The following is a 21,217-nucleotide window of genomic DNA, read 5'->3' on the forward strand; positions in this document are numbered from 1 at the left end:
GTGTCCGCTTCGCTTCAGCCCCGCCACCTCCTTCTCTTCTCTTCTTCTCTCTCCCTCCCCCCCCCCCCCCCCCCCCCCCCCCCCCCCCAACCCCCCCCCCCCCCCCCCCCTTTCCCCCCCCCCCCCCCCCCCCAAACCCCCGGCGGGGCTGGATTTGGCTAGGCGAGCTGGGAGGTGTCGGCGAAGCCGGACGTGCCCGCCGGGCTGAAGCGCTGGGAACGGGCTGAGGCCCGGACCCCCGGGGTGGGGGGCCGGGCCTCAAGGTGACGGGCGGGTCAGAGAACGTCGGCGGCGATGTTGGCCGCGACCCGCTCCAGCAGAGGACCCGCGTTCGGGATGGACTTGGCCGGGTCGGGCTCCAGGTCGGTCAGCGGGTACGCCCGCTGGATCCCGGCCGACCGCAGGGCGTCCTCGCCCAGCAGCAGACGCCCGCAGACCGCCACCACCGGCTTGCCCGCCGCGCGGGCGGCCGCGGCCACACCGGCCGGGGCCTTGCCGTGCAGGGTCTGCTCGTCCAGCGAACCCTCACCCGTGATGACCAGCGTGGCCCGCTCCAGCGCCGGCGCGAAGCCCAGCACCTCCAGCATCAGCTCGATGCCGGGGCGGAACGTCGCGCCCAGCAGCAGCGCCCCGTAGCCGATGCCGCCCGCGCCACCCGCACCCGGGAGCACCGCGCACTCGGCGGCCTTCGCGCCGATCGACTTCTCCAGGACCACCGCGAAGTGCGCCAGCGCCGCGTCGAGCGTCGCCACGTCCTCCGGGGAGGCGCCCTTCTGCGGGCCGTACACCGCCGCGCAGCCCTTCGGGCCCGTCAGCGGGTTGTCCACGTCGCTCGCGAGGACGAAGTCCACGTCCGCGAAGCGCGCGTCGATGCCGGACAGGTCCGCCGAGGCCAGGCCGGCGAGCGCGCCGCCGCCCGGACCGACCGGTTCGCCGTTCGCATCCAGGAACACCGCGCCCAGCGCGGCCAGCATGCCGGCGCCGCCGTCGGTGGTGGCACTGCCGCCCACACCGAAGACGATCGAGCGCGCACCCGCGTCCAGCGCGGCCTTCAGCAGCTCGCCCGAGCCGTACGTGGTGGCCGTCAGCGCGGCGAAGGTGCCCGCGGGCAGCAGCTGGAGCCCGGAGGCCTCCGCCATCTCGACCACCGCCGTGCCCTCGCGCAGCGCGAAGGCGGCCGTGACCTGGTCACCGAGGGGCCCGGTGACCCGTACCTCCCGGCGTTCGAAGCCTGCCGCCACCGCGGCCGCGACCGTACCGTCGCCGCCGTCCGCCACGGGGAGGGTCTCGATCTCCACGCCCGGTACGGCCTTGCGAAGGCCGGCCGTCACCCGCTCCGCGACCTGAACGGCCGTGAGCGAGCCCTTGAATTTGTCCGCGGCGATGAGCACGCGCGCGGTCTCAGTTACTGCTCCGTCCGTCACCTTGCTATTCCCTTGCTATCGAACAGTGCAGTCGCGCCGCCATGAGCTTATCCGGAGGATCCTCCTATGCCCATGAGTGGCCTGGGCCACACCCGGCGCGTCATGCCCCTAAATAGGGATATACGCCCGCATAGTGTGGCCGCATGAGCCCGGATTCGCTGGAACAGTCACGTCCGGATGCCCCAGGCGGGGGCTCCGACGGCGCCGTGGACGGTGCACCCGACCACGTGGTCGTCATCGTGGGCGTGGTCGCCGTGCTCGCCGTCGTCGCCTGGGCGGCCTTGGCCAAGGGCTCTTTCGACACGGCGTCGAGCACCGCGCTCGCCTGGGTGCTGGAGAACTTCGCGTGGCTCTTCGTGATCGCCGCCGACATCTTCCTGGTGATGTGCGTCGTGCTCGCCGTCAGCCGTTTCGGCCGGATCCGGCTCGGCCGGGACGACTCCGAGCCCGAGTTCGGCAACCTCGCGTGGATCGCGATGATGTTCAGCGCCGGCATGGGCATCGGCCTGATGTTCTTCGGGGTGGGGGAGCCGCTCACCCACTACCTGAACCCGCCCCCGGCTTCCGGCGCGGCCCCGGGCACGGGCGCCGCCGCCCGCGCGGCCATGGAGTACTCCTTCTTCCACTGGACCCTCACCCCCTGGGCCATCTACGGCATCGCCGGCCTCGCCCTCGCCTACGCGACCTTCCGCAAGGGCCGCGGCAACCGCCTCAGCTCCGCCTTCGTCCCGCTGATGGGTGAGGAGCGGGCGAACGGCCGGGCGGGCAAGGCCATTGACCTGCTCGCCGTCTTCGCCACCGTCTTCGGCACCGCGACCAGCCTCGGGCTCGGCGCGCTCCAGGTCTCCAAGGGCCTCGACATCACCACCGGGATCGAGGACTCCACCACCGTCGAGCTGATCATCATCGGCTCCCTGTCGGCGGCCTTCGTCCTCTCCGCCTTCTCCGGCCTGCACAAGGGCGTGAAGTGGCTGAGCACCATCAACATCGTGCTCGCCGCCACCCTCATGCTCTTCGTCTTCGTGCTCGGCCCCACCGTCTACATCCTCGACGTGATCCCCTCCAGCGTCGGCGGCTACCTGCACGAGCTGCTGCCCATGGCCAGCCGCACCGGTGCCTTCACCGACGCCAAGTGGCTCGGCGCGTGGACGATCTTCTACTGGGCCTGGTGGCTCTCCTGGGCCCCCTTCGTCGGGACCTTCATCGCCCGCATCTCGCGCGGCCGCACCATCCGCGAGTTCCTCGTCGGCGTGCTGCTCGTGCCCAGCGGGGCCACCGTCATCTGGTTCTGCGTGATGGGCGGCACCGCCATCCGCCTCGACTCCACCGACGCCGTCGACTTCGCCGCCGAGCTCAAGGAGGGCACGGAGGCATCGCTCTTCGCGATGCTGGACGCGCTGCCGCTGTCCACGGTCACCTCGTGGGTCGCGATGCTACTGGTGATGACGTACTTCGTCACCAGCGCCGACTCCGCCTCCCTGGTCATGGGCTCCCTCACCAGCCGCGGCTCCCTCCACCCGCCCACCTGGCTCGTCGTCACCTGGGGCGTGCTGATGGCCGCCGTGGCCGCCGTCCTGCTCGTCGCGGGCGGCCTGAAGTCCCTGCAGACCGCCACCATCCTGGTCGCGCTGCCCTTCGTCATCGTCATGCTGCTGCTGTGCTGGGCCCTGGTGAAGGAGCTGCGCGAGGACCCCGGAGCCGGACCCGCCCGCCACCACGCCCTGCACGGCATGCGGGACGCCGTCCGGGCCATGGTCGGCGACGCCCTCACCGAACAGGGCACGGCCCGGCACCCGCGCCTGCGGCGCCTCGCGGAGTCCAAGGGCCAAGGCCGCGAGGACGACCCCGGCCGTCCTGGGTAGGGTGGCGCGGTGACCACCACGGATGACTACGCCACGTACATCGCGAGCCTGCCCCGGGTGCTGGCAGGCGCGGCCGCCCTCTACCGGGACGCCGGGGGCAGGGTCCTGCTCGTCGAGCCCAACTACCGCGAGGGCTGGGCCCTGCCGGGCGGCACCATCGAGTCGGACCAGGGCGAGTCGCCGCGTACGGCCGCCCGGCGCGAGAGCGCCGAGGAGATCGGCATCGACCTTCCGCTCGGCCGGCTGCTCGCCGTCGACTGGACCCTCGGCGCCGGCCGCCCGCCGCTGGTCGCGTACGTCTACGACGGCGGCGTGCTCGGCGAGGCCCAGCTCGCCTCGATCAAGCTCCAGGAGGAGGAGCTGATCTCGTGGCGGCTGGTCGAGCCCGGCGAACTCACCACGTACCTGCTCGGATCGCTCGGGCTGCGCACCCAAGAGGCCTGCCGCGTCCTGGAGTCGGGCGAGGGCACCGTGGAGCTGGAGAACGGCCGGCGCCCGGCTTCCTCGTGACGCGTCACTCGTGACCCGCCAGTCGTAACACCGGGCCTACTTCGACCAGGACAGAATCAGCAGATGATCACGATGTACGCCTGGCCCAGCACCGCCGACGGGCCCGACGCCCTGCCCATGGTCCACTTCACCACCGACCAGCAGGCCGGCGGTGAGGTCACCCCCGAGGGCACTCCGGTCTGGCTGTTCGACACCGCCATACGCGAGGGCGGCTGGGCCCGCTTCACCGATTTCGAGGGCTGGTCGGCGCCCGCCGCCGACTGGCAGGCCTTCTACCGCCGCGAGGACGACCTGCTCGCCGTCACCGGCCCCGGCTCCTGCGAAGGCTGGTACCAGGGCAACCTCGGTGCCGACGCCGACTGGGTGACCGCGGCGGCCACCCAGCAGAGCGTGGTCCTGCTCGCCGCTCCCGTCCAGCACCCCTCGCTCTACAGCTACGCCGTGGAGGCGGGCGCCGCCTTCGCCCTGCTCGTCCCGCTCCTCGTCGTCTGACCCGGCTCCTGATCCGGGCTCTGCCCCGGATCCCGGCTCCACTCCGGCGCCGGGGCCGGGCTCGCGAAGGTGCGGATCACCGCCGCGGATGCTGCAATGAACGGCCATGGAGCGATACCGCGTGCTGGCGGTCCACCTGTTCCGCTCGGCGGTCTCGGTGGTCCTGCTCGTCGCGCTGTACTACCTGGCCCCGCTGGACCGCGGGCCGGACGTCACCGCCGTCACGCTCCTGGTCCTCGGCCTGACGGGCTTCGGCTGTCTGCTCGCCTGGCAGATCTCCGCCGTCAGCCATGCGGAGCATCCCCGGCTGCGGGCCCTGGAGGCGCTGGCCACCGCGGTGCCGATGTTCCTGGTGGTGTTCGCGGTGACGTACTTCCTGCTCGCGACGGAGCAGCCGGGGGCGTTCTCGGAGCCGCTGAGCCGGATCGATGCCCTGTACTTCACGGTCGCGGTGTTCGCGACCGTGGGCTTCGGGGACATCGCCCCCGCCACCGGGACGGCCCGTGTGCTGACCACCGTGCAGATGGTCGCCGACCTGATCGTGGTGGGAGTGGTCGTCAAGATCCTCTTCGGCGCGGTCAAGGTCGGACTGCGCAGACGGGGCGCGGGCCCGGACGACCCGCCGGACACCCCCTAGGGCGCCTGTCCTAGAGCTGGTCCCCGGACTCGAAGGCCAGCAGCCGGACCTTGCGCTCGACGCCGCCGCCGTAGCCGGTCATGCCGCCCGAGGCCCCGATCACCCGGTGGCAGGGCACGATGATGCCGACCGGGTTCTTCCCGTTGGCCAGCCCCACCGCGCGCGAGGCGTTCGGCTTGCCCAGCTTCGCCGCGAGCTCACCGTACGACCAGGTCTCGCCGTACGGGATCCGTACGAGCTGGCCCCAGACACTGCGCTGGAAGTCGGTGCCCTCCAGGCGGAGCGGGAGGTCGAAGTCGGTGCGCTCCCCGGCGAAGTACGCGGTCAGCTGGCGCGCCACTTCGGGGAAGGGCTCCTCGGTGGCGGCGACCCGCTCCCCGAAGGACTCCTCGGCGGGCCGGTGGCGCTGGCCGGTCATGTAGAGGCCGCAGAGGACGCCGTCCGCCGCGACCAGGGTGAGCGGGCCGTAGGGGCTGTCGACGACGGTGTGCTGCTTGCTGCTCATTGCGTGCTCCTCAGGCGGGCAGGTGGTTGATGGGGTGGGAGTCGGTGGCCCACAGGTACTGCACGGCGTACGCGCGCCAGGGTCGCCACCCGGCCGCGCGGGTGGTCAGCGCCGAGGGGGTGGACGGCAGCCCGAGCCCCCGCGCCGCCCGCCGGACCCCCAGATCGGACGGCAGGAACGCGTCCGGGTCGCCGAGCGCCCGCATCGCGATCACCTCGGTGGTCCACGGGCCGAAACCGGGCAGCGCGTTCAGCTGGGCGCGCGCCGCCTCCCAGTCGCTGTCGATGCCGAGCGGCAGCGAACCGTCGGCGAGCGCCGAGACCAGCGTCGTGAGCGTGGTGCGCCGGCTGCGCGGCAGGGCCAGGGACTCCGGGTCCAGCCCGGCCAGCGCCTGCGGGGAGGGGAAGAGGTGCGTCAGCCCGCCCAGCGGGTCCTGGACGCTCTCGCCGTACGCGGTGACCAGCCGGGCCGCGTGCGTGCGCGCCGCCGCGGTGGAGACCTGCTGGCCGAGTACCGCCCGTACGGCGAACTCCGCCGCGTCGACCGTACGGGGAACCCGGCGCCCGGGGGCCTTGTCCACGAGCGGGGCCAGCAGCGGGTCGGAGCGGAGCTGCTCGTCGACCGCCTCCGGGTCGGCGTCCAGGTCGAGCATCCAGCGGCAGCGGCTGATGGCGATGGTGAGGTCGCGCAGGTCGGTCAGGGCGAGGCGGCAGCCGATGTGGTCGGGCTGCGGGGTCAGGGCGACGACCCCGGTGCCGTAGGGGAGCCGGAGCGTGCGGCGGTAGGCGCCGTCCCGCCACTCCTCGACGCCGGGGACGGCGGTCGCGGCGAGGTGCCCGAAGAGGTTGTCGGGGTTGAGGGGGGCCCGGAACGGCAGCCGCAGGCTGATCGTCCCGGGGATCTTGGGCGGGGCGTTCTTGTGGCGGCTGGCCTTCACGGCCCGCTCGCGCAGCTCGCTGGGCGCCAGGGCGAAGACCTCCCGCACCGTCTCGTTGAAGGTGCGGATGGAGGAGAACCCGGCGGCGAAGGCCACGTCGCCCATCGGGAGCTCGGAGGTCTCGATGAGCAGCCGGGCGGTCTGGGCGCGCTGGGCCCGCGCCAGGGCGAGCGGGCCGGCCCCGAGCTCGGCGTTGAGCTGGCGCTCCACCTGGCGGGTGGAGTAGCCCAGGCGGGTGGCGAGGCCCGGGACCCCTTCCCGGTCCACCACCCCGTCCTGGATCAGCCGCATCGCCCGCGCGACGGCGTCGGCGCGTGCGTTCCACTCGGGCGAACCGGGACTCGTATCGGGCCGGCACCGCTTGCACGCCCGGAACCCGGCCTGCTGGCAGGCGGCGGCGCTGGGCAGGAAGGTCATGTTCTGGACCTTCGGCGGCACGGCGGGGCAGCTGGGCCGGCAGTAGATCCGGGTGGTCAGGACGGCGGTGAAGAACCAGCCGTCGAAGCGGGCGTCCTTCGACTGCACGGCCCTTACGCAGCGCTCGGTGTCGGTGTGCATGGCTCCAGGATCCGGGGCGAAGCCGCCTGCGGCTGGCAGTTTTCCGACATCAAGCGTAGCGACCGCCGTCGGCGGCGATGTCAGCCCCGCCGGCGTTTGAGGCGCGGGGGGTCGGGGGCGGAGCCCCCGCAGCGGCGCCGCAGGGGGAACGCAAGAGGGCCCCGGATGCCAATGGCATCCGGGGCCCTCTCGGGTACGGCTAGCGCAGCGTCGCCGCGCGGGCTTCCCGCCGGTTGTGGCGGAACGTGTTCGCGCGACGGGTCGTCGCGAACAGCGGGATGGTCGCCGCCATCGCGATCTGCAGGGCGCAGCCCGTCTGGAGCAGCAGCTGACCGCCCGGGGCGTCGAACGCCCAGGCCGCCAGCAGCCCCATCGCACTGATGATCCAGCACAGCATCGCCACCGCGAGAACGCCCCGCGGCTTGGGGTACTCGACCCGGCTCACCATCAGCCAGGCCACCCCGATGATCGCCAGCAGCGTCGGGACGAACGGCAGCTCCAGCAGCACGATCGAGACGACCGTCAGCGCGCCGAAGGGGCTCGGCATGCCCTGGAACATGCCGTCCTTCATCGTCACGCAGCTGAATCTCGCGAGTCGCAGCACCACGGCGAGCAGCACCACGATCGCGGCCAGCGCCGACATCTTCTGGTGCGCGTCCACGGCGACCATGCCGTAGACGAGCACGAAGTAGGCCGGCGCCAGGCCGAAGCTGATCAGGTCGGACAGGTTGTCCAGCTCGGCACCCATCGGCGAGCTGCGCAGCTTGCGGGCCACGATGCCGTCGAAGAGGTCGAAGACCGCGGCGAGCAGCATCAGTATCACTGCCGTCGCGGCGCTGTTACGGGCCATGCCCGACTCGCCACTGCCGGTGAGGTGCGGGATGAGGATCCCGGTGGTGGTGAAGTACACCGCCATGAATCCGCACGTCGCGTTGCCGAGAGTGAGGGTGTCCGCTATCGACAGCCGCAGCGAGAGCGGCATGTCGTCCTCGGCGGACTCCTCCTCGGCAGGCTCGGGCACCCAGCCGGCGGCCGGAGTCTCAGGGTCAGTCACGGTCAATTCGTGTCACCCCCGCGGTGGTGGCCTGACCGACCTCGACCGCGACCTCGACGCCCTCGGGGAGGTAGATGTCGACGCGGGAGCCGAAGCGGATCAGACCGATGCGTTCGCCCTGCTCCACCTTGGTGCCGGCCGGCAGGTAGGGGACGATACGACGGGCGACGGCGCCGGCGATCTGCACCATCTCGATGTCACCGAGCTCGGTGTCGAAGTGCCAGACAACGCGCTCGTTGTTCTCGCTCTCCTTGTTGAACGCCGGGACGAATCCGCCGGGGATGTGCTCCACGGACGTCACCGTGCCCGCGAGGGGCGCGCGGTTGACGTGGACGTTCAGCGGGCTCATGAAGATCGCGACCCGGGTCCGTCCGTCCTTCCACGGCATGATGCTCTGCACCACACCGTCGGCGGGCGAGATGACACGGCCCTGAGCGATCTCACGCTCGGGGTCGCGGAAGAACCACAGCATGCCCGCGGCGAGCGCGGTTGCGGGCACGGCCGCCGCGGCCCAGCGTCCGGACTTGCGGGCCCGGGTGAGGCTGAGCGCCGCGGTGGCGACGGTCGGCAGAAGCCACGGCGATGCTCCGCGCGCGAGGCGTACGCCAAGGAGGCTGTCGCGAGGTGCAGAGGTTTGGCTGTGGGGCATGGATGACCTTCGTAGCGGGTGATTGCCGCGCCGCAAACAGGGGGACGGGACGGCGGCTTTACTGGAATGCTATCGGTTGCGCGCAACAACTGGGCAAGCCAGAAGCCGAGTCGATGACCGTCAGCCAGTGACTGGCAGTGACCCTCTTGCGACGAATCCATGGATGATTCGCCGCAAAAGGGACTTTCAGCCCTGGAGTCGGTACTCCTCGAGCAGGCGTCGCCCAATGATCATTTTCTGGATCTCGGCGGTACCTTCACCGATCAGCAACATCGGAGCCTCTCGGTAGAGACGCTCGATCTCGTACTCCTTCGAGAACCCGTATCCACCGTGGATACGGAAGGCGTCCTCGACGACTTCCTTGCAGTACTCGGAGGCGAGGTACTTCGCCATCCCTGCTTCGAGGTCGTTTCGTTCCCCGGAGTCCTTTTTGCGTGCTGCGTTAACCATCATGGCATGGGCGGCTTCGACCTTGGTAGCCATCTCGGCCAGCTTGAACTGGATCGCCTGGTGCTCGGCGATCGGCTTGCCGAAAGTGTGACGTTGCTGGGCATACGAGACACCCAGCTCGAAAGCACGCTGAGCGACGCCACAGCCACGCGCCGCCACGTTGACCCGGCCGACCTCGACCCCGTCCATCATTTGGTAAAACCCTCGGCCGGTCTGGCCTCCGAGGACCCGATTGGCCGGAATGCGCAGTCCGTCCATGATGAGTTCGGTCGTGTCGACGCCCTTGTAACCCATCTTGTCGATCTTGCCGGGGATGGTCAGGCCCGGACGGACCTCACCGAAGCCCGGCTCCTTCTCGACGAGGAAGGTCGTCATCGACTTGTGGGGCGCGGTGCCCTCGGGGTGTCCTTCGTCACTTCGCACGAGAACGGCCACCAGGGTGGAGCTGCCGCCGTTCGTCAGCCACATCTTCTGGCCGTTCAGGACGTACTCGTCGCCGTCCTTCACCGCCTTGGAGCTGATGGCCGACACGTCGGAGCCCAGGGCCGGCTCGGACATCGAGAACGCGCCGCGCACCTCGCCCAGCGCCATGCGCGGGAGGAAGTAGTCCTTCTGCTCCTGCGTGCCGTGCTGCTTGAGCATGTACGCGACGATGAAGTGCGTGTTGATGATGCCCGAGACGGACATCCAGCCACGCGCGATCTCCTCGACGCACAGGGCGTAGGTGAGGAGCGACTCACCCAGGCCGCCGTACTCCTCCGGGATCATCAGCCCGAAGAGGCCGAGCTCCTTGAGGCCGTCGACGATCGCTTGCGGGTACTCGTCGCGGTGCTCCAGCTCGGTCGCGACCGGGATGATCTCCTTGTCGACGAACTCCCGGACGGTCTTGAGGATCTCCCGCTGGACGTCCGTGAGCCCGGCGGTCTGGGCGAGTCGGGCCATGGCTACTTCCCCTGTTCCTTCAGCTGCGGGCGGCCGGGCTGCTCGCCGCCGCGCTCCTTGATGTACGTCTCGGTCGGGACCATCACCTTGCGCCGGAAGACGCAGACGAGGGTGCCGTCCTGCTTGTAGCCCTTGGTCTCGACGTAGACGATGCCGCGGTCGTTCTTCGACTTCGACGGGGTCTTGTCGAGGACCGTGGTCTCGCCGTAGATCGTGTCGCCGTGGAAGGTCGGCGCCACGTGCCGCAGCGACTCGATCTCCAGGTTGGCGATGGCCTTCCCGGAGACGTCCGGCACGGACATGCCGAGCAGCAGCGAGTAGATGTAGTTGCCCACGACGACGTTCTTGCCGAAGTCGGTCGTGTTCTCGGCGTAGTTGCTGTCCATGTGGAGCGGGTGGTGATTCATGGTCAGCAGGCAGAAGAGATGGTCGTCGTACTCCGTGACCGTCTTTCCGGGCCAGTGCTTGTAGACCGCGCCGATCTCGAACTCTTCGTAAGTGCGTCCGAACTGCATGGCTCAGGCCTCCGGGATCTCGAACTTGCTGGTGCGCTGCATGCCGGCGGCGCGCCCCTTGCCCGCGATGACCAGGGCCATCTTGCGGCTGGCCTCGTCGATCATCTCGTCGCCGAGCATCGCCGAGCCCTTCTTGCCGCCGGCCTCCGAGGTGCACCAGTCGTACGCGTCGAGGATCAGCTCGGAGTGGTCGTAGTCCTCCTGCGAGGGGGAGAAGACCTCGTTGGCCGCGTCGACCTGGCCCGGGTGCAGCACCCACTTGCCGTCGAAGCCCAGCGCCGCCGCCCGGCCGGCCACCTCGCGGTAGGCGTCCACGTCGCGGATCTGGAGGAAGGGGCCGTCGATCGCCTGGAGGTTGTGCATGCGGGCCGCCATCAGGATCCGCATGAGGATGTAGTGGTAGGCGTCCGCGCCGTAGCCGGGCGGCTGCATGCCCACGACCAGGGACTTCATGTTGATCGAGGCCATGAAGTCGGCCGGCCCGAAGATGATGGTCTCCAGGCGGGGCGAGGCGGCGGCGATCTCGTCGACGTTCACCAGACCCTTGGCGTTCTCGATCTGCGCCTCGATGCCGATCTTGCCGACCTCGAAGCCCATGGTCTTCTCGATCTGCGTCAGCAGCAGGTCCAGGGCCACGACCTGCTGGGCGTCCTGGACCTTCGGCAGCATGATGCAGTCGAGGTTCTGGCCGGCGCCCTCGACGACCGTGATGACGTCGCGGTACGTCCAGTGCGTGGTCCAGTCGTTGACCCGCACGACCCGGGTCTTGCCCGTCCAGTCACCGTTGTTCAGCGCGTCCACGATGGTGTGGCGGGCGCCTTCCTTGGCGAGCGGCGCGCAGGCGTCCTCCAGGTCCAGGAAGACCTGGTCGGCCGGCAGGCCCTGGGCCTTCTCCAGGAACCGCGGGTTCGAGCCGGGCACCGCGAGGCAGGAGCGACGCGGGCGGAGACGGTTCACCGGGTGGACAGGCGTGGTCATGCGGGGACCTCCGTGCTTGCAAGGTTGTAGAGGGGGCTGAGCTTGTTGGCTTTGCGGATCTCGTCGACGATACGGCCGATGATCTCGGTGATTCCGAAGTCCTTCGGCGTGAAGACGGCGGCGACTCCGGCCGCCTTGAGTGTCACGGCATCCGCGTTCGGAATGATGCCTCCGACGATGACGGGAATGTCACCCGCCCCCGCCGCGCGCAAGCGTTCGAGGACATCCGGGACGAGTGCGCTGTGGGATCCGGACAGGATGGACAGTCCCACGCAGTGCACGTCCTCGGCCAGCGCCGCGGAGGAGATCTCCTCCGGTGTCAGCCTGATGCCCTGGTAGACCACCTCGAAGCCCGCGTCGCGGGCCCGGACGGCGATCTGCTCGGCGCCGTTGGAGTGGCCGTCCAGGCCGGGCTTGCCGACCAGGAGGCGCAGCCGGCCCGAGCCGAGCTCGTCGGCCGTACGGGCCACTTTCTCGCGGACCTCGTGCATCGGCGTGCCGGGCTCGGCGGTGACCGCCACCGGGGCCGAGGAGACCCCGGTCGGGGCGCGGAACTCGCCGAAGACCTCGCGCAGCGCGCTCGACCACTCGCCGGTGGTGACACCCGCACGGGCGCACTCCAGGGTGGCCTCCATCAGGTTCTCGGTGCCGGCGGCGGCCTCCTTGAGGCGCTCCAGAGCCTGCCGGGTGGTGGGGAAGACGAAGGGATCGCCGTTCCCCTGCCGGTCCGAGGACTCCTGCCGCTCGGCCCGCCAGCGGCCGATGCGCTCGACGGTGAGCGCCTCCACCGCCGGGTCGACCGTCATGATGGCGCCGTCCAGGTCCGAGGTGAGCGGGTTCTCCTCGGTCTGCTGGAAGCAGTTGACGCCGACGATCTTGTCCTCGCCGGTCTCGATCCGGGCCCGCCGCTCGGCGTGCGAGGAGACCAGCTGGGACTTCAGGTACCCGGACTCGACGGCCGCCATCGCGCCGCCCATCTCCTGGATCCGGTCGATCTCGGCCAGGCAGTCGGCGACCAGGGAGTCGACTTTGGCTTCGATGACGTGGGATCCGGCGAAGATGTCCTCGTACTCCAGCAGGTCGCTCTCATGGGCGAGGACCTGCTGGATGCGCAGCGACCACTGCTGGTCCCAGGGCCGGGGCAGGCCCAGCGCCTCGTTCCAGGCGGGCAGCTGCACGGCGCGCGCGCGGGCGTCCTTGGAGAGGGTGACCGCGAGCATCTCCAGCACGATGCGCTGGACGTTGTTCTCCGGCTGCGCCTCGGTCAGACCCAGAGAGTTGACCTGGACGCCGTACCGGAAGCGGCGCTGCTTGTCGTTCTCGATGCCGTAGCGCTCGCGGGTGACCTTGTCCCAGATGCGGCCGAAGGCGCGCATCTTGCACATCTCCTCGATGAAGCGGACGCCCGCGTTCACGAAGAAGGAGATCCGGGCGACGACCTCGCCGAAGCGCTCCTCGGGCACCTGGCCCGAGTCGCGCACCGAGTCGAGGACGGCGATCGCGGTGGACATCGCGTACGAGATCTCCTGGACCGGGGTGGCCCCGGCCTCCTGGAGGTGGTACGAGCAGATGTTGATCGGGTTCCACTTGGGGATGTGGTTGACCGTGTACGCGATCATGTCCGTCGTCAGCCGCAGGGACGGCCCCGGCGGGAAGACGTGCGTCCCGCGCGAGAGGTACTCCTTGACGATGTCGTTCTGGGTGGTGCCCTGGAGCTGGGAGATGTCAGCCCCCTGCTCCTCGGCGGCCACCTGGTAGAGCGCCAGCAGCCACATGGCGGTGGCGTTGATCGTCATCGAGGTGTTCATCTGTTCCAGGGGGATGTCCTGGAACAGCCGCCGCATGTCGCCCAGATGGGAGACCGGGACCCCGACCCGGCCGACCTCGCCGCGGGCGAGGACGTGGTCGGGGTCGTAGCCGGTCTGCGTCGGCAGGTCGAACGCGACCGACAGGCCGGTCTGGCCCTTGGCGAGGTTGCGGCGGTACAGCTCGTTGGACGCCTCGGCCGTGGAGTGGCCGGCGTACGTCCGCATGAGCCACGGACGGTCCTTCTGGCGCTCTGTCATCTCAGGCTGTCCCTTTGGCCTTTGAGGCGTCTCAGACGTTGCGGAAGCGGTTGATGGCGTCGAGGTGCGTCGCGCGCAGCTCGTGGTCGCGCACGCCCAGGCCCTCCTCGGGGGCCAGCGCGAGGACGCCGACCTTGCCCTGGTGGAGGTTGCGGTGGACGTCGTAGGCGGCCTGGCCGGTCTCCTCCAGGGAGTAGACCTTCGACAGGGTGGGGTGGATCTTGCCCTTGGCGACCAGGCGGTTGGCCTCCCACGCCTCGCGGTAGTTCGCGAAGTGCGAGCCGACGATCCTCTTGAGGGACATCCACAGGTAGCGGTTGTCGTACTCGTGGTTGTAGCCCGAGGTCGAGGCACAGGTGACGATCGTGCCGCCCTTGCGGGTGACGTAGACGCTCGCGCCGAAGGTCTCGCGGCCCGGGTGCTCGAAGACGATGTCCACGTCCTCGCCGCCGGTCAGCTCGCGGATGCGCTTGCCGAAGCGCTTCCACTCCTTCGGGTCCTGGGTGTGCTCGTCCTTCCAGAACTTGTAGCCCTCGGCGTTGCGGTCGATGACCGCCTCCGCGCCCATGGCGCGGCAGATGTCGGCCTTCTCCGGGCTGGAGACCACGCAGATCGGGTTGGCGCCGCCGGCGAGGGCGAACTGGGTGGCGTACGAGCCGAGGCCGCCGCTCGCGCCCCAGATCAGGACGTTGTCGCCCTGCTTCATGCCGGCGCCGTTGCGGGAGACCAGCTGGCGGTAGGCGGTGGAGTTGACCAGGCCCGGGGAGGCGGCCTCCTCCCAGCTGAGGTGGTCGGGCTTCGGCATCAGCTGGTTCGACTTGACGAGCGCGATCTCCGCGAGCCCGCCGAAGTTGGTCTCGAAGCCCCAGATCCGCTGCTCGGGGTCGAGCATCGTGTCGTTGTGGCCGTCGGAGGACTCCAGCTCGACCGAGAGGCAGTGCGCCACGACCTCGTCGCCCGGCTTCCAGGCGTTCACGCCGGGGCCGGTGCGCAGCACGACGCCCGCGAGGTCGGAGCCGATGATGTGGTACGGCAGGTCGTGGCGCTTGGTGAGCTCCGACAAGCGCCCGTAGCGCTCGAGGAAGCTGAAGGTGGAGACCGGCTCGAAGATCGAGGTCCACACGGAGTTGTAGTTGACCGAGGAGGCCATGACGGCCACCAGGGCCTCGCCCGGGCCGAGCTCCGGCACCGGGACCTGGTCCAGGTGAAGGGACTTGCGCGGGTCCTTCTCGCGTGTCGTCAGCCCCGCGAACATTTCCGTCTCGTCCTTGTGCACGGTGATCGCGCGGTACGAGTCGGGCAGCGGCAGGGCCGCGAAGTCTGCGGCGGTGGCGGACTGCGACTGAATCGCGTCCAGGATGTCCTTCACGGTAGAGCCTCCGGCTAGCGCTGATGAGGGTGCGCTGAGGTAAACGGGGTGCGTGGAGCAGCTGGGATGTGTGCCGTCGGTCCGGCTGGTGCGGTGGTGCGGGGCGACGCCTGTGGTGGAGCGTGCTGTGCCTGGTGACGCAGGCAATCCGGGGCGCGTTCCGTGCCGTGTGGGCGTGGGTCGCGGGGACATCCGGACGAGATTCAACGTATGGCACCCCGTGTCACCCGGCAAGGCACCGCGTGCCAAAACTTTCTCTCATTTGCCGATTGACCTGCGCGGATGAGCGATGATCGATCAGAGTTACCCGTGAGTAGGGGCAAGCCGGACAAAGCAAAAGGCCGCCCCCGTTACCGGGGGCGGCCAATGTGACGAGGGTCGCGCGTGCTGCTTTTCGACTACCTGGTGCGCAGTGCCTCTTCGATGGTCCGCATGACCTCGTCCAGCGGGGCGTCCGTGCGGGCCACCGCCACGAGCACCTCGCCCTGCGTACGGACCGCGGCCGGCGCGGCGGGCGCCGTGCTCAGGGTGCGGCCCGCGCCGATCCCCGTGCCGAAGGTCTTGCGCACGATCGAGAAGGCGTGGTCGAGCTGCGCCTCCACGTCGCCCTGGCCGCCCGCCCGCAGCCAGCGCCGCAGCACGTGGTTGTGGGCGGTGACCACCGCCGAGGCGGCCACCTCGGCCAGCAGCGGGTCGTCGTTGCCGTCGTGGTGGTCGGTCTCGTCGAAGTGGGCCAGCAGATAGCGGGTGAACAGCCGCTCGTAGCGGGCCACCGAGGCGATCTCCCGCTCCCGCAGCGCCGGCACCTCGCGGGTCAGCCGGTAGCGCTCCACCGACACCGCGGGCGAGGCCGCGTACATCTTCATGACTTCCTTGATCCCGCGGCACACCGTGTCGAGCGGGTGCTCGTGCGCCGGGGCCACGTCGAGGACGGCCTCGGCGCGGGTCAGGGTGTCGTCGTGGTCCGGGAAGATCGCCTCTTCCTTGGACCGGAAGTGCCTGAAGAAGGTCCGGCGCGCCACCCCGGCGGTCGCGGCGATCTCGTCGACCGTCGTGGCCTCGTACCCCTTGGTCGCGAAGAGCTCCATGGCCGCGGCGGCGAGCTCGCGGCGCATCTTGAGCCGCTGTGCGGCCGCCTTGGTGCCGGCCGGGCTGTCCGGGGTGTCGGAGGCCGTGGCGGCGCGGGGCGAGGTCTTGGCGGGCTGGGACATAGAGCGAAAGTACTTCATTCGTGCAGGGGAGCGCGCCTGCGGGGGGTGGGACGGGGATGGATGCGGGGGAGAGCCCGCACTGGGCTCGGGAGGGTTAGTCCGCCGTGAGGGTCCGGCGGACCCGAGCAGCCCTCCCCACGCATCCGGCTCGTGGCCCGACCGACTAGCGGCGGGCGGCGTACTCACGGAATCCGCGGCCGGTCTTCCGGCCCAGGCAGCCCGCCGCCACCAGGTGCTCCAGCAGCGGGGACGGGGCCAGGCCCGGGTCGCGGAACTCCTTGTGGAGGACCTTCTCGATGGCCAGCGAGACATCGAGGCCGACCACGTCGAGGAGCTCGAACGGCCCCATCGGGTAGCCGCCGCCCAGCTTCATCGCCGCGTCGATCTGGTCGATGTCGGCGTAGTGCTGCTCGACCATCTTGATCGCGTTGTTGAGGTACGGGAACAGCAGCGCGTTCACGATGAAGCCGGCCCGGTCCCCGCAGTCCACCGGGTGCTTGCGCACCTTGACGCAGATCTCGCGGACCGTGGCGTGCACGTCGTCGGCGGTCAGGACGGTCCGGACCACCTCGACCAGCTTCATCGCCGGGGCCGGGTTGAAGAAGTGCATGCCGATCACGTCCTGCGGGCGCGAGGTCACGCGGGCCACCGCGATCACCGGCAGCGAGGAGGTGGTGGTGGCCAGCACCGCACCCGGCTTGCAGACCTTGTCCAGGGCCGCGAACAGCTCCTGCTTGACCGCGAGGTCCTCGGCGACGGCCTCCACGGCCATGTCCACGTCGGCGAAGGCGTCCAGCGAACCGGCCGGGGTGATCCGGGCCAGGGTCTGCGCGGCGCCGTCCTCCGTCAGCCGGCCCTTGGACACCGCACGGCCCAAGGACTTGCCGATGGCGGCCTTCGCGGCCTCCGCCTTCTCCTGGCTGCGGGCGGCCAGCACCACGTCGAACCCGGCCTGCGCGAAGACCTGGGCGATCCCGCTCGCCATGGTGCCCGAGCCGGCCACGCCGACCGAGCTGACGGGGCGGCCCTCGCCGAGGCGGGCGCCGTCCGCGGGGGTCTGCGCGTCCCGGACGACGGTGGAGCTGCCCGGAGCCTCGTACGTGTAGAAGCCGCGGCCGGACTTCTGCCCGGTCAGGCCCGCCTCGGCGAGCTGCCCCAGGATCGGGGCCGGGGCGTGCAGCCGGTCGCCGGAGGAGGTGTACATGGCCTCCAGGACGGTCCGGGCGGTGTCCACGCCGATCAGGTCGAGCAGGGCGAGCGGGCCCATGGGCAGGCCGCAGCCGAGCCGCATCGCCGCGTCGATGTCCTCGCGGGAGGCGTACCGCGCCTCGTACATGGCGGCGGCCTGGTTGAGGTAGCCGAAGAGCAGGCCGTCGGCGACGAAACCGGGACGGTCGCCGACCGAGACGGGCTCCTTGCCGAGCTCGCGGGCCAGCTCGGTGACCGTCTCCACGGCCGGCGGGGCGGTCAGGACGCTGGAGACGACCTCGACCAGCTTCATCGCCGGGGCCGGGTTGAAGAAGTGCAGGCCCAGCACGCGCTCGGGGCGCTGGGACTCGGCGGCGAGGCGCGTCACCGAGAGGGCGTTGGTGCCGGTGGCCAGGATGGTGTCGGGCCGCACGACCGCGTCGAGCTCGCGGAACACCTGCTGCTTGAGCTCGTACGACTCCGGCACGACCTCGATGACGAGATCGGCCTCGGCGGCCGCGCCCAGGTCGGTGTAGGTACGGAAGCGGGCGAGCACGTCCACCCGCTCCTGCTCGGTGAGCCGCTCCTTGGTGACGGAGCGCGCGGTGGCCGCGGCGAGGGAGTCCACGGCCCGGCGGGCGGCGGTCTCGCTGATGTCGATGCCGATGACCTCGCGGCCGGCCCGGGCGAGGACCTCGGCGATGCCGGTGCCCATCGTGCCGAGTCCGACGACGGCGATGGTCTGGAGGGTGGGCTGACTGGACTGACGGTCCATCGAGGGACTCCAGTGGAAGAGGGTGACGACTGAGGGGCGCGCGGCGCACAGCGCGCGCGGATGCCGTACGGAGAGCCGTGCGGTGACGAGCCCGGAGAGGGGGCCCGGAGGGAGAGCACCCAGGGGGAGTGAGCCCAGAGGGTGGAAGCGGCGGAACCCTGTCCCGGGGCCACACCGTGCATACGAACCGACCGGCACGAGGCGGCTGCGTCACCAGGCCGCCCTCGTACGTTGTTGTAAGGACAGTAACCCGCTGGTAACTGGCGCGCCAGAGCGCGGAGATGTGACCTGTACCGCCCAAATGTACCGATCATCGATCATCGATCAACCGGCTGCCACGCATCTCCCGGAACCCGGCGTGGCGACCCCCGCGTCCCCCTAGGGTGGCCGGGTGAACGACGTGCTGGAACGCCTGCGGGCGGAGGCCGGGCAGTCGCCCGAGTACGAGGTGCTGCGCGCGGCCGGCCCCGACGACCTGGCGGCCTCCCTGACCTCGGCCGGGCTGCCCCTGTGGGCCCGCGAGCTGGCCGCGTACCGGCTGGGCCTGGCCGGAGACCGCCGCGCCTTCGAGTCCCTGGTGCTGCTCCTCAACCACCGGGACCCGCCCCGCTGCGCGGCCGCCGCCGAGGCACTGGCCGTACTGGACGACCCGCGCACCGCCCGCGCGGCGGCGGCCCTCGCCACCAACGCCCTGCGCACGGCTTACGCGCTCCAGCCCGTCCGGCTGCTCACCGCCCTGCGCGCGCCCGAGTCCGTACCGGCCCTGCTGGCCACCTTGTCGCGGCTGCTGTCCCCGAACGATCCCTACTGGCGGGTGGCCCTGGCCTGCGTGGAGGGCCTCGGCGCCCTCGCCGACCCCCGCGCCCGCGAGCTCCTCCTGCACGCCCAGTCCCACCCCCGCCTCGCGGTGGCGGCGACGGCCGCGCTGCGCCGCCTCCCGCCCGGCTAGGGGCTAGGGGCTAGGGGGTGTCTTGACCCCCTAGGCGGGGACGACGGCGAAGGCCTCCACCTCCAGCAGGAGTTCGGGGCGGAACAGGGCCGAGACCTGGACCGCCGAGGAGGCCGGCAGCCGGTCCGCGGGGATGACGGCGTCGCGGGCCGCCCGTACCGCCGGGAGGTGGGCCACATCGGTGACGAAGTAGGTCAGCTTCACGACGTCGTCGAAGGTGGCCCCGGCCGCCGCCAGGCACCGGCGCAGGTTCTCGAACACCTGCCGGGCCTGGGCGGCGGCGTCGCCCTCGCCGACCACCTCGCCCTTCTCGTCGAACGCGCACTGGCCGGAGACGGCGACGAACCGTCCGGTGCCCCAGACGACGTGGCTGTATCCGGTGCCGGGACTGACGCCCTCCGGCGCGTGGACGCGGGTGAGGTGGCTGTGCTCAGGCGTGGTGGTCATGGGCACGATGGTGCCCGGTGAAGATCAGCCGCGGAAGCCCAGCAGGCCGTGCAGGGCCGCGCCGCCCGCCGAGGACGGGACGGCGCGGGTCGCCGTGGCCGGCTTCGGGGCAGCCTGGGCGGGGCAGGTGGCGTCCGCGGCCCGCCCCGTCCTCAGGTACGCCGACACCTTCTCGTCCAGGCACTTGTTCCCGCTCAGCGCGATGCCGTGGTTGCCGCCGCCCTCCTCGACCACCAGGGCCGAGCCCTTCAGCTTGTCCCGCATGCTGAGCGCCCCCTGGAAGGGGGTCGCCGCGTCCTCCGTCGCCTGGAGGAGGAGGGTGGGCGGCAGGTCCGCGTTGGTCACGTCCGGGGCCTGGAGCGGCTCCGTCGGCCAGAACGCGCACGGGGCGTTGTACCAGGCGTTGTTCCAGGTCATGAACGGTGCGGCGGCGTGCGTCCGCCACATGTCCGCGCGCCACTGGTTCCAGTCCTTCGGCCAGGCCGAGTCCCGGCACTGCACCGCCGTGTAGACGCTGTAGCCGTTGCCCGCGGAGGGTTCCACCGCGCCGAACCGCTCGTACGCCGCCACCAGCGGCTTCGGGTCCTTGCCCACCGCGTACGCCGCGAAGGCCTCGGCGAGGTTCGGCCAGTAGCCGTTGTAGTAGCCGCCGGGCATGAAGGTGTCCTCCAGCTCGGCCGCGCCCACCTTGCCACCCGCCGGCGTCGTGCGCAGCGCGTCGCGCATCGCGTACCAGCGCTCCTCCACCGCCTCGGGGTCGGTGCCGAGCTTGTAGGTGGCGTCGTGCTTCGCCACCCAGGCGAGGAAGGCCTTGTGGCGGGCGTCGAAGGCCCGGTCCTGGGAGAGGTTGTCCTCGTACCAGACCCCGTTCGGGTCGACCACGGAGTCCAGGACGAGCCGGTGCACCCGGCCCGGGTGGAGCTTGGCGTACACCGCGCCCAGGTAGGTGCCGTACGAGTAGCCGAAGTAGCTGATCCGCTCCGCGCCGAGGGCGCCGCGCAGCACCTCGATGTCCCGGGCGGCCGAGACGGTGCCGATGTACGGGAGCACGTCCGCGTGCTTGCTCTGGCAGGACTCGGCGAAGGCGCGGACCCGGTCCAGGTTGGCCTGCTCGGTCGCGTCGTCGACGGGTACGGAGTCAGGCCGGACGGGGGCGAAGTGGCCGGCCCCGCAGTCGAGGGCGGGTTCGCTCTTGCCGACGCCCCGGGGGTCGAAGCCGATCACGTCGTACTGGGCGGCCACGTCCTTGGGGAGGGCGGAGGCGATGAACCCGGCCAGACTGCGGCCGCTGCCGCCCGGGCCGCCGGGGTTGACCAGCAGCGGGCCCTGAGAGGTGGCGGCGGTGTGGGGGACCCGGGTCAGGGCGAGGGTGATCTGCCGGCCGCCGGGCCGGTCGTGGTCGAGGGGCACCTTGAGGGACGCGCACTGCAGCGTGGGGTAGCGGGGGGTCGCGCAGCCGGTCCAACGCGGCGGGGCCTGCTTCGGGGCCGGGGCGGGAGCGGGGGCCGGAGCCGCCGGTGCGGCGGTGACCGGACTCGCGAGGGCGGCGGCGACGGTGGAGATCGCCAGCAGGACGGCGGCGCGCTTCTTCAAGGGGTGCAGCATGGGGCCTCCCAGCCGTGGGTTCTGGGCGGAATCGTCCCGGAAACCGCGCCTGGAAGACGGGATTGGGCTGTGCATTGGCCCGATGTGATGACCG

The 21,217-nt window shown here is 70.9% G+C and carries 19 protein-coding genes; 5 read left to right on the top strand and 14 right to left on the bottom strand.

Annotation, left to right across the window (positions count from 1 at the left end; translation table 11 throughout):
- Positions 1 to 275: 275 nt before the first annotated feature.
- Entirely contained in the window at positions 276 to 1,424 is a 1,149-nt protein-coding gene (locus tag ACZ45T_RS34365; RefSeq protein ID WP_468448056.1) for a glycerate kinase, read from the bottom strand.
- Positions 1,425 to 1,567: 143 nt separating this feature from the next.
- Here ACZ45T_RS34365 and ACZ45T_RS34370 point away from each other — a divergent pair, with 143 nt between their 5' ends.
- The 4 genes from ACZ45T_RS34370 to ACZ45T_RS34385 all read left to right on the top strand — a co-directional run bounded on the left by ACZ45T_RS34370 (position 1,568) and on the right by ACZ45T_RS34385 (position 4,925).
- Positions 1,568 to 3,286 carry a BCCT family transporter gene (locus ACZ45T_RS34370; protein ID WP_468448057.1) on the top strand — a complete coding sequence of 573 codons (1,719 nt, stop codon included), beginning with the start codon at positions 1,568 to 1,570 and terminating at the stop codon, positions 3,284 to 3,286.
- 9 nt (positions 3,287 to 3,295) lie between these two features.
- Entirely contained in the window at positions 3,296 to 3,796 is a 501-nt protein-coding gene (locus ACZ45T_RS34375) for an NUDIX domain-containing protein (RefSeq protein WP_468448058.1), read from the top strand.
- Positions 3,797 to 3,859: 63 nt separating this feature from the next.
- The gene (locus tag ACZ45T_RS34380) at positions 3,860 to 4,288 is read left to right on the top strand and encodes a hypothetical protein (protein WP_468448059.1); all 429 of its coding nucleotides are present in this window, start codon (positions 3,860 to 3,862) and stop codon (positions 4,286 to 4,288) included.
- Between the two features lie 106 nt (positions 4,289 to 4,394).
- A complete protein-coding gene (locus tag ACZ45T_RS34385) occupies positions 4,395 to 4,925 on the top strand; it encodes a potassium channel family protein (RefSeq protein WP_468448060.1) in 531 nt (176 codons plus the stop codon).
- A 10-nt stretch (positions 4,926 to 4,935) separates the two neighbouring features.
- Here ACZ45T_RS34385 and ACZ45T_RS34390 read toward each other — a convergent pair whose 3' ends face one another.
- From ACZ45T_RS34390 to ACZ45T_RS34440, 11 genes are all read right to left on the bottom strand, one after another.
- Positions 4,936 to 5,430: a methylated-DNA--[protein]-cysteine S-methyltransferase gene (locus tag ACZ45T_RS34390; protein ID WP_468448061.1), complete on the bottom strand. Its 495-nt coding sequence runs from the start codon at positions 5,428 to 5,430 to the stop codon at positions 4,936 to 4,938.
- Positions 5,431 to 5,440: 10 nt separating this feature from the next.
- Entirely contained in the window at positions 5,441 to 6,925 is a 1,485-nt protein-coding gene (locus tag ACZ45T_RS34395) for an AlkA N-terminal domain-containing protein (protein WP_468448062.1), read from the bottom strand.
- 199 nt (positions 6,926 to 7,124) lie between these two features.
- Positions 7,125 to 7,985 carry a CDP-diacylglycerol--serine O-phosphatidyltransferase gene (pssA, locus tag ACZ45T_RS34400; RefSeq protein WP_199808112.1) on the bottom strand — a complete coding sequence of 287 codons (861 nt, stop codon included), beginning with the start codon at positions 7,983 to 7,985 and terminating at the stop codon, positions 7,125 to 7,127.
- Entirely contained in the window at positions 7,972 to 8,628 is a 657-nt protein-coding gene (locus ACZ45T_RS34405; RefSeq protein WP_030010161.1) for a phosphatidylserine decarboxylase, read from the bottom strand. Before ACZ45T_RS34405 ends, pssA begins: the two co-directional genes overlap by 14 nt.
- 186 nt (positions 8,629 to 8,814) lie before the next feature.
- Positions 8,815 to 10,020 carry an acyl-CoA dehydrogenase family protein gene (locus ACZ45T_RS34410; RefSeq protein ID WP_468448063.1) on the bottom strand — a complete coding sequence of 402 codons (1,206 nt, stop codon included), beginning with the start codon at positions 10,018 to 10,020 and terminating at the stop codon, positions 8,815 to 8,817.
- Between the two features lie 2 nt (positions 10,021 to 10,022).
- Entirely contained in the window at positions 10,023 to 10,535 is a 513-nt protein-coding gene (locus ACZ45T_RS34415; protein WP_468448064.1) for a MaoC family dehydratase, read from the bottom strand.
- Between the two features lie 3 nt (positions 10,536 to 10,538).
- Positions 10,539 to 11,513 (bottom strand): HpcH/HpaI aldolase/citrate lyase family protein, encoded by a 975-nt coding sequence (locus ACZ45T_RS34420; RefSeq protein ID WP_215146713.1) that lies wholly within the window; start codon positions 11,511 to 11,513, stop codon positions 10,539 to 10,541.
- On the bottom strand, positions 11,510 to 13,579 hold the full coding sequence (locus ACZ45T_RS34425) for a protein meaA (protein WP_468448065.1): 2,070 nt from the start codon (positions 13,577 to 13,579) through the stop codon (positions 11,510 to 11,512). The genes ACZ45T_RS34420 and ACZ45T_RS34425 overlap by 4 nt, the downstream gene beginning before the upstream one ends.
- 31 nt (positions 13,580 to 13,610) lie before the next feature.
- The gene (gene ccrA, locus ACZ45T_RS34430) at positions 13,611 to 14,948 is read right to left on the bottom strand and encodes a crotonyl-CoA carboxylase/reductase (protein ID WP_468448066.1); all 1,338 of its coding nucleotides are present in this window, start codon (positions 14,946 to 14,948) and stop codon (positions 13,611 to 13,613) included.
- A 398-nt stretch (positions 14,949 to 15,346) separates the two neighbouring features.
- A complete protein-coding gene (locus ACZ45T_RS34435) occupies positions 15,347 to 16,159 on the bottom strand; it encodes a TetR family transcriptional regulator (RefSeq protein WP_468448067.1) in 813 nt (270 codons plus the stop codon).
- A gap of 163 nt (positions 16,160 to 16,322) precedes the next feature.
- Entirely contained in the window at positions 16,323 to 18,122 is a 1,800-nt protein-coding gene (locus tag ACZ45T_RS34440; protein ID WP_468448068.1) for a 3-hydroxyacyl-CoA dehydrogenase family protein, read from the bottom strand.
- A gap of 391 nt (positions 18,123 to 18,513) precedes the next feature.
- Here ACZ45T_RS34440 and ACZ45T_RS34445 point away from each other — a divergent pair, with 391 nt between their 5' ends.
- Positions 18,514 to 19,071 carry a HEAT repeat domain-containing protein gene (locus tag ACZ45T_RS34445; RefSeq protein WP_468448069.1) on the top strand — a complete coding sequence of 186 codons (558 nt, stop codon included), beginning with the start codon at positions 18,514 to 18,516 and terminating at the stop codon, positions 19,069 to 19,071.
- Between the two features lie 30 nt (positions 19,072 to 19,101).
- Here the strand turns inward: ACZ45T_RS34445 and ACZ45T_RS34450 are convergent, their stop codons facing one another.
- On the bottom strand, positions 19,102 to 19,518 hold the full coding sequence (locus tag ACZ45T_RS34450) for a RidA family protein (protein ID WP_468448070.1): 417 nt from the start codon (positions 19,516 to 19,518) through the stop codon (positions 19,102 to 19,104).
- A 24-nt stretch (positions 19,519 to 19,542) separates the two neighbouring features.
- A complete protein-coding gene (locus ACZ45T_RS34455; RefSeq protein WP_468448071.1) occupies positions 19,543 to 21,123 on the bottom strand; it encodes an alpha/beta hydrolase in 1,581 nt (526 codons plus the stop codon).
- Between the last annotated feature and the right edge of the window lie 94 nt (positions 21,124 to 21,217).

It is taken from the genome of Streptomyces sp. NPDC030995 (genome assembly GCF_055571215.1).